13 protein-coding genes are annotated in these 13,412 nt (G+C 51.9%); 7 read left to right on the top strand and 6 right to left on the bottom strand.

All coding sequences use genetic code 11. From position 1 onward, the window contains the following. Positions 1-138: 138 nt before the first annotated feature. Positions 139-1,932, top strand: coding sequence for a B12-binding domain-containing radical SAM protein (locus tag H8B09_RS15600; RefSeq protein WP_191204416.1), 1,794 nt, complete (start codon positions 139-141; stop codon positions 1,930-1,932). 51 nt (positions 1,933-1,983) lie between these two features. Here H8B09_RS15600 and H8B09_RS15595 read toward each other — a convergent pair whose 3' ends face one another. The 5 genes from H8B09_RS15595 to mnmL all read right to left on the bottom strand — a co-directional run bounded on the left by H8B09_RS15595 (position 1,984) and on the right by mnmL (position 7,265). Beyond that, positions 1,984-4,014, bottom strand: a complete 2,031-nt coding sequence (locus H8B09_RS15595) for a YhgE/Pip domain-containing protein (RefSeq protein ID WP_191204415.1) — start codon at positions 4,012-4,014, stop codon at positions 1,984-1,986. A gap of 167 nt (positions 4,015-4,181) precedes the next feature. Then, positions 4,182-5,156, bottom strand: coding sequence for a type I phosphomannose isomerase catalytic subunit (locus H8B09_RS15590; RefSeq protein WP_191204579.1), 975 nt, complete (start codon positions 5,154-5,156; stop codon positions 4,182-4,184). A 125-nt stretch (positions 5,157-5,281) separates the two neighbouring features. After that, positions 5,282-5,671 carry a VOC family protein gene (locus tag H8B09_RS15585; RefSeq protein ID WP_191204414.1) on the bottom strand — a complete coding sequence of 130 codons (390 nt, stop codon included), beginning with the start codon at positions 5,669-5,671 and terminating at the stop codon, positions 5,282-5,284. A 42-nt stretch (positions 5,672-5,713) separates the two neighbouring features. Next, the gene (gene mnmM / locus H8B09_RS15580; RefSeq protein WP_191204413.1) at positions 5,714-6,304 is read right to left on the bottom strand and encodes a tRNA 5-(aminomethyl)-2-thiouridylate-methyltransferase MnmM; all 591 of its coding nucleotides are present in this window, start codon (positions 6,302-6,304) and stop codon (positions 5,714-5,716) included. Positions 6,305-6,308: 4 nt separating this feature from the next. Continuing rightward, the gene (gene mnmL / locus H8B09_RS15575) at positions 6,309-7,265 is read right to left on the bottom strand and encodes a tRNA modification radical SAM protein MnmL/YtqA (protein ID WP_191204578.1); all 957 of its coding nucleotides are present in this window, start codon (positions 7,263-7,265) and stop codon (positions 6,309-6,311) included. A 284-nt stretch (positions 7,266-7,549) separates the two neighbouring features. Between mnmL and H8B09_RS15570 the strand changes: the two genes are divergently transcribed. Together H8B09_RS15570 and trmB are read left to right on the top strand one after the other, a co-directional pair. Continuing rightward, the gene (locus tag H8B09_RS15570; protein WP_191204412.1) at positions 7,550-7,747 is read left to right on the top strand and encodes a hypothetical protein; all 198 of its coding nucleotides are present in this window, start codon (positions 7,550-7,552) and stop codon (positions 7,745-7,747) included. 169 nt (positions 7,748-7,916) lie between these two features. Further along, a complete protein-coding gene (gene trmB, locus H8B09_RS15565; protein WP_191204411.1) occupies positions 7,917-8,696 on the top strand; it encodes a tRNA (guanosine(46)-N7)-methyltransferase TrmB in 780 nt (259 codons plus the stop codon). Positions 8,697-8,707: 11 nt separating this feature from the next. On the opposite strand, the gene H8B09_RS15560 is transcribed toward trmB, so the two are convergent. Next, the gene (locus H8B09_RS15560; RefSeq protein ID WP_191204410.1) at positions 8,708-9,268 is read right to left on the bottom strand and encodes a phosphatase PAP2 family protein; all 561 of its coding nucleotides are present in this window, start codon (positions 9,266-9,268) and stop codon (positions 8,708-8,710) included. A gap of 307 nt (positions 9,269-9,575) precedes the next feature. Between H8B09_RS15560 and H8B09_RS15555 the strand changes: the two genes are divergently transcribed. The 4 genes from H8B09_RS15555 to rpmI all read left to right on the top strand — a co-directional run bounded on the left by H8B09_RS15555 (position 9,576) and on the right by rpmI (position 13,390). After that, entirely contained in the window at positions 9,576-10,760 is a 1,185-nt protein-coding gene (locus H8B09_RS15555) for a glycosyltransferase family 4 protein (protein ID WP_191204409.1), read from the top strand. Between the two features lie 360 nt (positions 10,761-11,120). Then, positions 11,121-12,362 (top strand): glycosyltransferase family 2 protein, encoded by a 1,242-nt coding sequence (locus tag H8B09_RS15545; protein ID WP_191204407.1) that lies wholly within the window; start codon positions 11,121-11,123, stop codon positions 12,360-12,362. A gap of 229 nt (positions 12,363-12,591) precedes the next feature. After that, positions 12,592-13,164 (top strand): translation initiation factor IF-3, encoded by a 573-nt coding sequence (infC, locus tag H8B09_RS15540; protein ID WP_191204577.1) that lies wholly within the window; start codon positions 12,592-12,594, stop codon positions 13,162-13,164. 25 nt (positions 13,165-13,189) lie between these two features. After that, positions 13,190-13,390: a 50S ribosomal protein L35 gene (rpmI, locus tag H8B09_RS15535; protein WP_015842912.1), complete on the top strand. Its 201-nt coding sequence runs from the start codon at positions 13,190-13,192 to the stop codon at positions 13,388-13,390. The last annotated feature ends 22 nt before the right edge of the window (positions 13,391-13,412 follow it).

Here is a 13,412-nt window from a genome sequence, read left to right as displayed (position 1 = left end):
CGAACAGTGCTGTCGGCTCATTGGAACATTTGCGGCTCAGTGTGGCAATTCGCGGATTCAGTTCTATTTGGCGCTAGAAAAATGGTACAATAGGGCGTGATCAATCATTTGCCAACGTTTAGAGAGGGTTTGACTGCTATGAAAGTTGTTCTGGCAACGCTTAATGCCAAGTATATACACACTTCGCTAGCGCTTCGTTGTTTGAAGGCGTTCGCAGAGAAAGATTTTCCGGACATCGACATCGCGGAATATACAATTAAAGATCCGGCGATGAACATCGTGTCGGATCTCTTCGCACGCCGTCCAGACGTCGTCGGCTTCTCCTGCTATATTTGGAACATTGAAGAGACGATTGTCGTCATCGATATGCTGCGCAAAATAATGCCTGAGGTAACGATTGTCCTCGGCGGGCCGGAAGTAAGCTACGATACGGAGTTCTGGATGGAGCGCATTCCGCAGGTCGATCACATCGTTGTCGGCGAAGGCGAAGAAACGTTCCATCACCTGCTGCAAGAGCTGCAGGGAACTCGTAAGTTCCATCTCGTATTCGGCGTTGCTTACCGCAAAGTTCGTAACGGCGTGAGCGAGATATTGGTGAATCCAGGCCGGCCGAAGCTTGATCTTGCGACGCTGCCATCGCCATATCGGTTCGAGGAGGACATGCCGACGCTTGGCAATCGCGTCGTCTATTTCGAGACGAGCCGCGGTTGTCCGTTCAGCTGTCAGTTCTGTCTGTCGAGCATCGAGGTCGGTGTACGCTATTTCGATATCGAGCGCACGAAGTCGGATATTCTGTTCTTAATCGACCAGGGTGCGAAGCTGATCAAGTTCGTTGACCGGACGTTCAACATTAAGCGCGACTATGCGCTGGAGATGTTCAAGTTCCTGATCGAGAATCATCAAGGCTGCGTATTCCAGTTCGAGATTACAGCGGACATTATGCGTCCGGAAGTTCTCGATTATTTGGCGGAGCATGCGCCTCCAGGTGTTTTCCGTTTCGAGATTGGTGTCCAATCGACGAACGATGTGACGAACGAAGCGGTGAAGCGCCGTCAGAACTTCACGAAGCTTACGCGTACCGTGACGAAGGTGAAGGATTCGGGCAAGATCGACCAGCATCTCGACTTGATCGCGGGCTTGCCGCATGAGGATTACGATACGTTCCGCAAGACGTTTAATGACGTATTCGCGCTTCGTCCCGAAGAACTGCAGCTCGGTTTCCTGAAGATGCTTCGCGGTACAGGCATGCGCATTGATGCGGAGAAATTCGGTTATGTGTACATGGACCGCGCGCCATACGAGATTCTTGGCAACGACCTGCTGCCATTCGCGGACATCGTCCGCATCAAGCGAGTGGAGGACGTGCTGGAGAAGTATTGGAATGCGCACCGAATGGATCACACGCTGCTGCATCTCGTTGAGCACGTTTTCCCTTCCCCATTCGATTTCTTCCAGTCGTTCGGCGATTATTGGGAGGAGCGTGGCTGGCAGCGGATCGGTCATCAGCTCGAAGATCTGTTCTCGCGTCTATGGGCGTTCCTCAACGATCGTGGCTTAGAGGCATCGGAAGGCCGACTCGATCTGGACGTAACGCTAGGTTTAATGAAGCTGGACTACTTCATGCAGCATAAGTTCAAGCCGCGCAAGGTATGGTGGGACTTCGCGATGGACAAGGCGGAGTGGAGCAGTTGGATGAAGCGTCTCACCGAGCGTCCGGAGGAAGTATCCGGCGGATTCGCATCGCTAGGCTTCGCCGACAAGGAGCTGCAGAAGCATGCGGTGATCGACCGAGTGCCGTTCGATCTGGCGCGGTACTTGGAGGATGGCGAGATCGACCGCGCTTCGGAATCGCTGGTCGTCATGATTTACCAAGGTGACACGACTGCGGGTAAACCTTATGCGCTGCGGATTACGCACGATATGCTTGTATAGCAGCAAGAGGCTTGGGATGATGGTCCCAAGCCTCTTTTTCTATGTGCAGCCTTACAACTCCTCTTCGCTATTCAACTCGATATCCTTGCTCAGCGATTGTTTGAGCAATATAGCAAGGCCGAAGAAGAGGACGATGAAGGATAGCAGAACCGTCGCTTCCTTCCACATGATGGACGTGATCATGCCGCCGATCGTTTCCCGTAACATGATGATCGCATGGGTGAACGGCATGAATGGGCTAACGATCTGGAAGAAGCGGGACGTCATGCTGACAGGGAACGTAACGCCTGAGCTCGACATCTGGAGCACGAGAAACAGCATGGCAAGACCGCTGCCTACGTTGCCGAAGATGGAGCGCAGCGTGTATGTGATAACGACGAATACGATGCCGACGAATAGGCCGGTTAATACGAACCACAGCTTGTTGGCAGCGTGCACATGCAGCAGGAACAGCACACCGAGTGTTGCAATGATTGCCTGCCCGAGGCCAACCGATAAGAATGTGAGCAGCCGTCCGAAGTAAACCTGATAGCTCTTGAATTTGTGATCGGGATTGCGTACGTTAACGGGGAGTGCCGTAATGAGAATCGTACCGCCAACCCATAACGCCAGCATCGTATAGAGCGGCGTCATTGCCGTACCATAATTCTCGATCGGGAAAATGCGCACGGTTTCCAGATGAACAGGGTCGGCGAGAAATCGGCTGCCCTTCGACGGATCATGCATCAGATAGCTGATGAGTTCGTTCAAGTCGGCGCTTCCCTGCAAGGTGCGAATCTTGTTAGCGGCTTCTCGAACCTTCTGCTCGAATCCAGGAAGGTCGTTCCGGGCTAGATCAGCTGCCTTATGGATCGCCTCCTCCATGGCAGGCATTTTCTCCTGCAACAGGGTGGTGGCTGTCTTGATATCGGCCTCCACGCCGGGCAGATCATTGCGGACGAAGTTGGCCGCTTTATGCACGCGCTGCTCAATCGATGGCCAGTCGGTGTTAAGCTTATCCATGACGGTCAGCGCCTCATCCAATTTGAGCTTTAAGCCGGTTCGCGTTTCCTTCAGAATGGTGCGAAGTGTCGCAAGCTCATCTAAGAGCTGTGTCAGCCTCTGCAGTTCTCCCGCAATCGCAGGATTCCCTACGACCGTGCCCTCCGTATTCGCTTCTGCGACCGTCTTCTCTGCCTCTTCAAGCGCCTTTCTTAGATTAGCATCGATAATTGTCAGGCGGTTCTCCATGTCGGATATAGCTGTCGGAATGCCTTGAAGGCTGTTCACTTTATCCCGCAGGGCAGTAATGTTGTCCATTGCTGTCTTGATCTTCGGTAATTCCGACTCCAGCTTCACAATCGCATCGCCAGCTTTGTTGAGGTCTGGAATATGCTGCTGAAGCGCAATGACTTTGTTAACCTTCTGCTTGATCGCAGGCAGCTTAGCCTCTAATGCAATCGCGCCTTGGCCAATTGCTTCGATCTGAGGCAGCGCTTTTTCTAATTCGAGGATGCCATTCTCCACTTTATGAATCGTCGGCAGCTCTTTCTTTAGCTCGATTCCGGCTGTATGGAAGGCGGTAAGCACAGCGTCTCCGACCGTCTGCGTGAACGACTTGCTGATCTGGTCCGTTACGCCAGCCGCGCCTGAACCGGTAATCTTCGGCGCTAGTGCATTCACTTTTTCGTTAATCGCGTATGTAATCGTCGGCTGCTGAGGTTCCGCCTCTAGTATGCTTGTCAGCTTCGAAGAGAAGTCGCTTGGAATAATGAGATAGGCATAATAATCGCCGTAATGGACTCCGCGCTCCGCCTCCGCTCGGTCGACGAACACCCAGCCCAGCTTCGGATTGGCCTTCAGTCCATTGACCGTTTCCTCCCCGACATTGATCGTCTTGCCTTCGACTTGCGCGCCTGTATCCTCATTGACGATGGCGACAGGGATACCAGTCGTATTGCTGTACGGATCCCACACGGCCTTAATATTAATCCAAGCATATGCGGAAGGCAGCAGCATGAGCGCGATGACCAGCATGGTCAGTCTGCGTGACTTAAGCATGCTCTTCACGTCAGTTATATAGATGGATAGGATAGTGCGCATGACCGTGTCCCCCAAGCTGATCTAGGATGAATGAATCTTACCTATTGTTTTCCGAATGGGGTAGACCTAACCGTAACGAACGGAAAGATGGCATGTATGAAAAATAAAACAGCAGCGCCCATCGCCATCTGCGGCGATAACGCACTGCTGTTTCTTATGAGATACCTTTATGGAACCATGCTTCTCAGCACGGTCATGGTGCCATCCAGCGCGTATTCGCCAAGACCTGCCGGCAGCAGGAGGCATTGCCCGGAACGAAGCGGCAGATGATCAACTCCGTCGTTCCAACGGATCGTTCCGTCTCCGTCGGCAACGACGAGAATGACGAAGCTCTCTGGCGTAGTTGCAAGCGATAGCGGGCCGTCTACGATGCCTTTCTCCACGATGAAATACGGTGAGCTTGCAATCGTCAACCATTCGCCCGGCTGAATGCCGCCCGTCTTCATTCGCTGTGCGCCAGCGCCTTCATAGGCAATGACATTGAGCGAGTCTTCGATATGCAGCTCGCGGAGCTTGCCGTCCAGCCCCGGCCGATCATAATCGTAGAGTCGATATGTGGTGTCGGAGTTCTGCTGAATTTCCGCCACGACAACGCCCGAACACAACGCGTGAACCGTTCCGGCAGGAATGTAGAAAGCATCGCCTGCTTCAACAGGGACGACCCGCAGCGTATCCATGATACGTCCTTCGGCGATTGCGGCTTCCATATCGGCGCGGTCGATGCCATCTTGTAACCCGTAAACAATGGTTGCGCCAGGCTTCGCATCGAGGATATACCACATCTCGGTCTTACCGAGCTCGCCATGCGGCAGCCCTTCATAGGAATCGGTCGGATGCACCTGCACAGACAGATCGTCATTGCAATCAAGCAGTTTAATCAGCAGCGGGAAACGGCCATTACGCTCAGAGAAACCTTTGGTTCCGAACCATTCCGGGCCATGTTGCTCGCGTACTGCATCAAGTCCGATACCGGCAAGCGGACCGTTCACGATCGAAGTTGTCCCATTCGGATGGTCGCCGATCATCCAGCCTTCTCCGATTGAGCCTTCTGGCAATTTCAGTCCGAATTGCGCTAGCGCTCTTCCTCCCCAGATACGTTCTTTCATCTCCGGCTGGAACAGCAGCGGATAGGGTTGTGTCATCGATTTCGTCATCGTTTCTCTCTCCTTGAATGAATGGAATAAGGATTGGATACGTTTATCCACTTCGGGTTAGAGACCTGATGTCTTGATGAGCAGAATGTCTGAACTTGGGAGTAGATAGGATCTTAATGTTCGCCCGGCTGGAACAGCTCCAGCAGCTCGCCGTCAGGGCCATAGAAGAAGAAATATCGGCTGCCATCTGGCAGTGTCGTGATCTCGGTATCGCGAAGCGGCACATTCAGTTCCTTGATACGGTTGAACTCGGCCTCTACATCGTCGACGGTGAAAGCGAGATGATGCACTTTTCCTTCTGCCGGGAACGCTGCGGCGTTCTCGATCAGCTCAACCTCGGTTTCCTCATAGCCTACGAATGCAAGAAAACCTAGCCGTACGGCACCATTGCCTGGAACCAATGTCTTGCGATGCTCCAAACCAAGCACCTTCTTGTAGAATTCAATGGATTGCTCCAGATTAGTTACTCTAACGCCTACATGCTCGATTTTGCGAATAGCCATTATCATGACCTCCCTATGGTATTGGATATGGATAAAATAACGTTACGATTGCTTCCGGCTTCGCTCGATCGCAATGAGGAATGGAGCCGCCTCTTTCTGCGCCATCCGATACAGAACAGCTTGTCCTTTGACAGAAGACAGCGCCTGTGTCCATTGCAGAACAGCTTCGGCTTCATCGCCTCCGCCAGGATGGCCGGGGTAAAGTACACAAGTAATGATACCGCCTGGCTTCAACAGCGAAACAGCTGTTTCGAGTGCGGCTATCGAGCTGTCCGTCTTCGTGATAACAGACGTATCCGCTCCTGGCAGATAGCCGAGATTGAACATTGCGGCTGCGACATTACCCGCATGATCCTGCTCTACATGCCGATCCATCGCTTCGTGGCTGTCGAATACGAGACGAAGGTCCGGCAGAAGCTTATGCTCTTCAAGCGGCTCAAGCCGTTTGCGGGTCGCTGTAATGGCTGCCTCTTGAATATCGAAGGCATACACGACGCCTCGTGGCCCGACAAGCTCGGCGAGGAAGCGGGTATCAACGCCGTTGCCTGCCGTTGCATCAATGACAATGTCGCCTGGTTGAATCCTTTCGCGAATCATCTGGTGCGCCATGCTTAGCACGGATAGGAAGCCCATGCGATCACTCCTTCCACAGCTTGCCCTGCCACGTGCCGCGGCGGACAAGCTCGGCGTCAATAGAATTAAGTACGTCCCACTTATTCATGCTCCACATCGGCCCAATGATCAGATCGCGCGGCGCATCGCCGGTCAAACGATGGACAATCATGTCCGGCGGCATCTGCTCAAGTGAATCGACGATCAGCTTAATATACTCGTCCTTCTCTAGAAACTGAAGCAGGCCAGCGTCGTACTGCTTCACCATAGGCGTCTTGCGCATCAAGTGGAGCAGATGAATCTTGATGCCCTGGACGTCCATCCGTGACACGGCACGCAGCGTATCCATCATCATCTCATGCGTTTCTTGCGGCAGACCGTAGATAACGTGCGTGCAGACCCGAATGCCGCGTGCGCGTAGTCGGCGTACGGCATCCTCGTAGCAGGCGGTATCGTGGGCACGGTTGATGAGCGCTGATGTCGACTCGTGAATCGTCTGCAGTCCCATCTCGAGCCATAGATAGGTCCGTTCATTGAGCTCCGCTAGATAATCAATCACATCATCCGGCAGGCAGTCTGGGCGGGTCGCAATTGAAAGTCCGACAACGCCGGGCTGCTGCAGGATGACCTCATAATATTCGCGGAGTTCTTCAAGCGGCGCATAAGTGTTCGTGTAGGCTTGGAAATAGCCGATGTACTTCGCATTCGGCCACTTCAGATGCTGGCGGTCTCTGATCTTATTGAACTGCGTCACGAGATCATCGCGCCGGCTGCCCGCGAAGTCGCCGGATCCGCGTGCGCTGCAGAAGGTACAGCCTCCTGCAGCGATGGATCCATCGCGGTTCGGGCAAGTAAAGCCGGCGTCCAATGTAACCTTGAACACTTTCTCGCCGAATTGCTCCTTCATTTCATAATTCCATGTATGAAATCGTTTGTCGCTCCACAACCGCGGAGATACGACGTTATCATTAACAGCTGTCATAATAGCTCCTTCGGTTGAAATCCGTATATTCTGATGCTTGCTACCGTTCATTGTATCGAAATTCGGGGTCGATTTCCATGTTATAGGTGCGTTTGGGACAAAAAAAGAGCTGGAAAATAAACAGCCCGATTTATCCGTTTTCACTTGCTAAACCTTACATGATGTGTTATATTAAAAGTGCGACAAATCAATGAAATTTTCGTAGAAACCTTACATCGCAGCATGTGATATAGAATGTCGATTTTCTGGGAATTATAATGAAAAAATCGATGAGGTGATTCGTGATGAATACGAATTTGAGAATTCCGCACGGCGAAGACAAAGTGAAGGTAGAATTAACGGTTAAAGAACTTATGGTGCTGGCTGGCGCGCGTTTTCCTAATAACCATTTGATTGAAGTCGGTGCGCGTAAGAAGCTGAATGAAGTGTTGGAACAGACTTACGAGATCGAAGGCCGCAATTCGTCGGCATACGAATTCTAGCATATATAACGGCGGCGAAGTTCACGCGAACATGCCGATCGTACTTACTTGGAGACAGTCCGGATACATGCCGGGCTGTCTTTTTCATTTGCAGCTTATGCCAGACTCTTTACTTTCTTGCTTATCTTCGGCACAATTAGGGCTAGTTCAATGTGGAGGACGAGAGAACATGCGCTTACGTGGAAGAAAAGGAATATTGGAAAGCATCGAAAGCCAGCCGGAGCTTGTCGTCTTAGACGGCACTGCCTACAAAGGACGCTGGAACGAATTTTTCGGCAACGACAACCCGATTTATGTCGAGCTTGGCATGGGCAAGGGACAGTTCATCAGTACGCAAAGTTTCCGCAATCCAGACATTAATTATATCGGCGTTGATATGTACGACGAGCTCGTGCGCCGTGCCAGCGAGAAGGCTCGCCGCATTTGGGCGGAGCGCGGTGTGGACAGTCCGCCCAACCTGGCGCTGCTGCGGGCGAACATCGAATTCATCGAAGACATTTTCGAGGAGGACGAGCTGGAGCGCGTCTATCTGAACTTCAGCGATCCATGGCCGAAGGCGAAGCATGCGCGCCGTCGCCTGACGCATCCGCGTTTCATCAGCAAGTATATGAACGCGCTGAATAAGCGTGGAGAGATTCATTTCAAGACCGATTCCGTGTCGTTGTTCGAATTCTCCCTCAACAGCTTCGCAGATATGGAATTGCTCACGCGCAACATTGCACTGAACCTGCATAAAGATGGTCTGCGCGACGACCTCGTACCGACGGAATATGAGATGAAGTTCTTCAATCGCGGACAAAACATTCATCGCATCGAGGTGCTGATCGGCGAGGAAGCGATCGCTGCTTACCGCAGTGCGAAGCGAGACGCGGCAGCAGCAGAAGCAGCGAAAGCCGTTGAAGCAGAGGAAGAGGATGATGAGCAGAACTCGGAATCGGCTGAGGAGTAAGCGCTGCGGGATTAGAGCATAATCGGCCATAGCTCCAGCATACCCACTGCAGTGGCGGAACCGAGCATGGCGCCGGCGAACACGTCGGATGGATAGTGCAGCCCGAGATACATGCGCGACCAAGCGACTGATGTACCGATTATAATGGCAGCTGGCAGCAGCAGGACGGCGGAAGCGCCGGCAGCGGCGATCAGCGGGATAAGCCAAGCGAAGGTCGCGGTCGTATGACCCGATGGGAATGAAGAATCCCGGAGCGGGTAACGGCACGCGGTAATGTTCGGAAGCTTCTGATAAGGACGCAGCCTGCGAAAATGCCGCTTCATCACAGCGACCGGCAGATGGCTTATTGCAACTGCAGCCATACATTGCCAGCCTGCTGTGCTCCAAGCTGCCGTTCCTGCAATCGCTGCGCACAGTGCGGTGCAGAGCGTGAATGTAGCGCCGCCCATATGAGTGATCGTTTCGAGGAAGCGTCCAAGACTTGCTTGCAGCATCCGGTGTGCGGGTCTGCGATTCGCAATCATAAGCATTTGATGATCGCGAGAGCGGAGCCAACCCATCATACGTTCCATACCGATCCCTCCGTATAACCTTCGGATTTGCCGCTTCGCGATATGCGAGGCGGTTTTTTCGTGTGAAGCCCGTGAGGATGGCGATAGCCGTTCACCTTGGCGGCACGACTCATGCACAATGTAGCACCCGATTGTTTCCGCTGTGTCATCGTTGTGCAAATCTGATATTAATGAACCCTTAATGCGCCATTGACGCTAAGGAAACAGTATGCCGCTATATTGTAGGCATGCCGCCGTTTCATCTGCGTACAATTAGTGCTGAGAGCGGAACTGGCGGCTAGATCGGATAGAAGCGGAGGGAGCGAGGATGCGGTTAGCGATATTTACGGATACTTATGAGCCGGAAGTGAACGGAGTTGCGCGAACTTTGGGTCGTTGGACCGATTTTTTGCGCAGACAGGGAATTGAGGTGATGGTTTTCGCGCCAGACCCAGCCATGGATAACACCTCGTTGCAAACCTCTATTCAAGTACAGCGCTTTACCTCGTTTCCATTCTTCCTTTACCCCGAATGCAGGCTTGCCGTGCCGAACCCCGTACCTGTACGCCGCGCGCTTCAATTATTTCAGCCGACCCTGATTCATGTTGCCACACCCTTCAATATGGGATTGTTCGGTATTCACTATGCCAAGAAATACCGGATTCCGCTTGTGGCTTCCTATCATACACATTTCGATCGCTATTTGCCGTATTACAATTTGCAGTGGATGGCAAAGCTGTTATGGAGATATCTGGAGTGGTTCCACCAAGAATGCAGAATGATCTTCGTTCCTTCCCCATCCACGAAGGCTCAGTTAGTCGGCCGCGGATGGCGCGGAGAACGTCTTGATGTCTGGGCAAGAGGCATTAAGACCGATCAATTCTACCCGGGTGTCGAACGGACAGCGCTTCAACTGCCGGGTCCCTATGCGATTACATCCGAGCAGTTCGTGGTATTGTATGTCGGACGGCTGTCGCCGGAAAAGGATGTAGGCATTGCCATCGATGCTTTTGATAAGTTCCGCAAGTCTCATCCGAATGCGGTCATGCTGATTGCTGGCGACGGTCCTTCAGCAGGAGAACTTGAAGCGAGATGCAACCGAGAGCAGCTGCCGATTCATTTCCTTGGGTTTCAGTCGCTTCCTGCACTCCGTGAGCTTTATGCAGCCGCAGATGTCTTCTTGTTCCCTTCGGCAACGGAGACTTTCGGCAACGTTGTGCTCGAGGCGATGGCATGTGAAACGGCTGTTGTTGGTGCTAGAGCGGGAGGTGTTGCAGATACCGTAACCCACGGCGTCAATGGTCTGTTATGTGACCCGGGCAGTGTCGATTCATTCGCAGATGCGCTGGAGCGTCTGTACCAGGAGCCGGAGGAGCGCGGCCGCCTTGCTGCGAGGGGACTCGCATACAGCCGTAATCAGTCGTGGGACGCGATATTCGGACGGCTGCTGTCGCAATTTCTGGAAGCTGAGTCCGGGAACATAGGGACGATAGTGCAGCATATTAGCACGTAATCCGTACAAAATCTGGTATAGCGGAAGTTTTGTACTCATTTTTGACGGACGTAAGCATTAAAAACGGTGCAAATGGATGAAAATAAGGGGGATGCAGACGGAAAATGAGGTAATGCCGATAATTGATCGCCATGGAAGCGTTTTACTTGGCGCTCATGACGATTTGGGCGCTCAAACCGTTTTTGACAAAGCAGACCGTACGGTGCAAAATGCACTAAGTGCCGCAAATAGAGAGAAAGCCGGCTTTAGATATGGGATGGTTTGTTAATCGTGCTGGTGGTTAAAAAAATTAAACAATACAGAGAAAAAAGAAAAAAGGGCTAATTAAAAAATTGGGGTCTCAAGGGGGCAATACCAAGAATGTTGAATGTTTTGATGATGGCGTTCCAGATCCTGCTGGTGTTCATCGGTGTCTATCAGTTTGTGCTTGCGCTGTTCGGGATTTATCGGAAGAAGAATCAACGTCGTCATGAACCTAAGAAATCGTTCGCCGTACTCGTCGCTGCTCATAACGAAGAGCAAGTTGTAGGCGCACTGGTTGAGAATTTGCTTAAGCTTGATTATCCAAGAGAGCTGTACGATATTTTTGTTATTTGCGATAACTGCACCGACGGTACAGCTAATGTCGTTCGTGGTTATGAAGGTGTTCACGCATGCGTCCGCAACAACTCGACGCTGCGCGGTAAAGGCTATGCGATTGAATGGATGCTCAAAGAGCTGTGGAAAATGCCAAAACAGTATGATGCTGTGGTCATGTTCGATGCGGATAACCTGTGCAACAGCGACTTCCTGCATCTGATGAACGATGACCTGTGCGAAGGCCATCAAGTTATTCAAGGCTATCTCGATACGAAAAACCCGAACGACTCGTGGGTTACGGCTGCTTATGGTATCACGTACTGGTATTGCAACCGTCTATGGCAGCTGTCGCGTCGCAATTTACGGATGGCGAACTTCCTTGGCGGCACCGGCATGTGCTTCGACTCGAAGCTGCTGAAGGATATGGGATGGGGCGCAACAAGCCTTGTCGAAGACTTGGAATTTACGATGCGCTGCATCAAACGCGGCGTGCATCCGGTATTGAATTACGAAGCGAAGGTGTATGACGAGAAGCCGGTATCGTTCCGAGCATCCGCACGTCAACGTCTGCGCTGGATGCAAGGTCACTTCAATGTTGCACGCAACTATTTCTTCCCGCTGCTGTGGGCGAGCATCAAGGAACGCAGCTTCGTTAAGTTTGACGCAGCGTTATACTCGATCTCGGTATACAACACGCTGCTCGGCTTCGTTCTGACAGCAATGTTGTGGGGCGATAACATCATTCCGGCAGATAACATCTTCGGTTCGATCTATGAGTACTTGCCATGGTGGATGCCAGTTGTTGCTATCGCAGCATCCGTGATTATGTTCCCGCTGTCTCTCATTCTGGAGAATGTGCGCAACTGGAGAATGTACGCACACTTGCTGACACTGCCGTTCTTCCTGTTGTCGTGGTGGCCAATTACGTTCTACGCGTTCTTCACGCAGAACAACAAACAGTGGAGCCACACGCAGCATACGCGCGTTATCCGACTGGAAGAAGTACAGAGCAAACAAGGCTAATAAGATTGTCTTAAGCTGGGGGATTTGTCGGTCAGAACGTTGTTGACTACAGCTGTCCCGCTGTGATATAGTAAGTCGGTAACATTTAAAACTTATCGCAATAAGAAGAGGCACCCGCTTCTCACCTAACGGCTAGACACCGGCTGGTTATATGCGACCGATCGATAACATTGCACCCGTCGATGATGACGAAGATGCATTTACGAATGGTTATGGCATGCGGGTCCTGATGGGCCCGCATTTTTATTGCGTGGAAACTAATATTTGGAGGTGGCACGTTATTAGCAGAGAACATCAGATCAATGACGAAATCCGAGCTCGCGAGGTTCGCGTAGTTGGAGCAGAGGGAGAGCAACTCGGCGTTATGTCGATTCGCGAAGCTCTTCAACTGGCAGTCGATGCAAGCATGGATCTTGTCAATGTCGCACCGCAGGCGAAACCGCCAGTTTGTCGGATCATGGATTACGGCAAGTTCCGGTATGAGCAGCAGAAGAAAGAGAAGGAAGCCCGTAAAAACCAGAAGATCGTTGATCTGAAGGAAGTATGGTTCCGCTCGAACATTGAAGAAAACGACTACCAGACGAAACTGCGCAATGTTGTGAAGTTTCTGAAGGAAGGCGACAAAGTCAAATGCTCCGTTCGTTACCGCGGTCGCGAAATTGCGCACGCAGCAATCGGACAGCGCATCCTTGACCGCCTTGCGAAAGAAGTTACAGTCGCCGAATTATGCAGCGTTGAGCGTTTCCCTAAATTGGAAGGCCGCAGTATGATCATGATTTTGGCGCCAAAAACTACAAGTTAACATAAATTCAAGGAGGAACACTCGAATGCCTAAGATGAAAACGCACAGCAGTCTGAAAGACCGCTTCAAAATTACTGGTACGGGCAAAGTGAAACGCTACAAAGCGTACAGAAACCACCTGCTTTCGCACAAATCCGGTCGTCAAAAACGCGTTCTCGCTGGTCAACCGCTCATGGCAGCTGGCGACGTTCGTCGTATTCAACAAGGTTTGGCTAACCTGAAATAGTCTATTATCGCGAGCACTCGCG

Source organism: Paenibacillus terricola (assembly GCF_014779765.1).
Classification (GTDB): Bacteria; Bacillota; Bacilli; order Paenibacillales; family Paenibacillaceae; genus Paenibacillus_T; species Paenibacillus_T terricola.
Note: the sequence above shows the minus strand (reverse complement) of the source record. Positions and strands in the feature narration are given on the sequence as shown.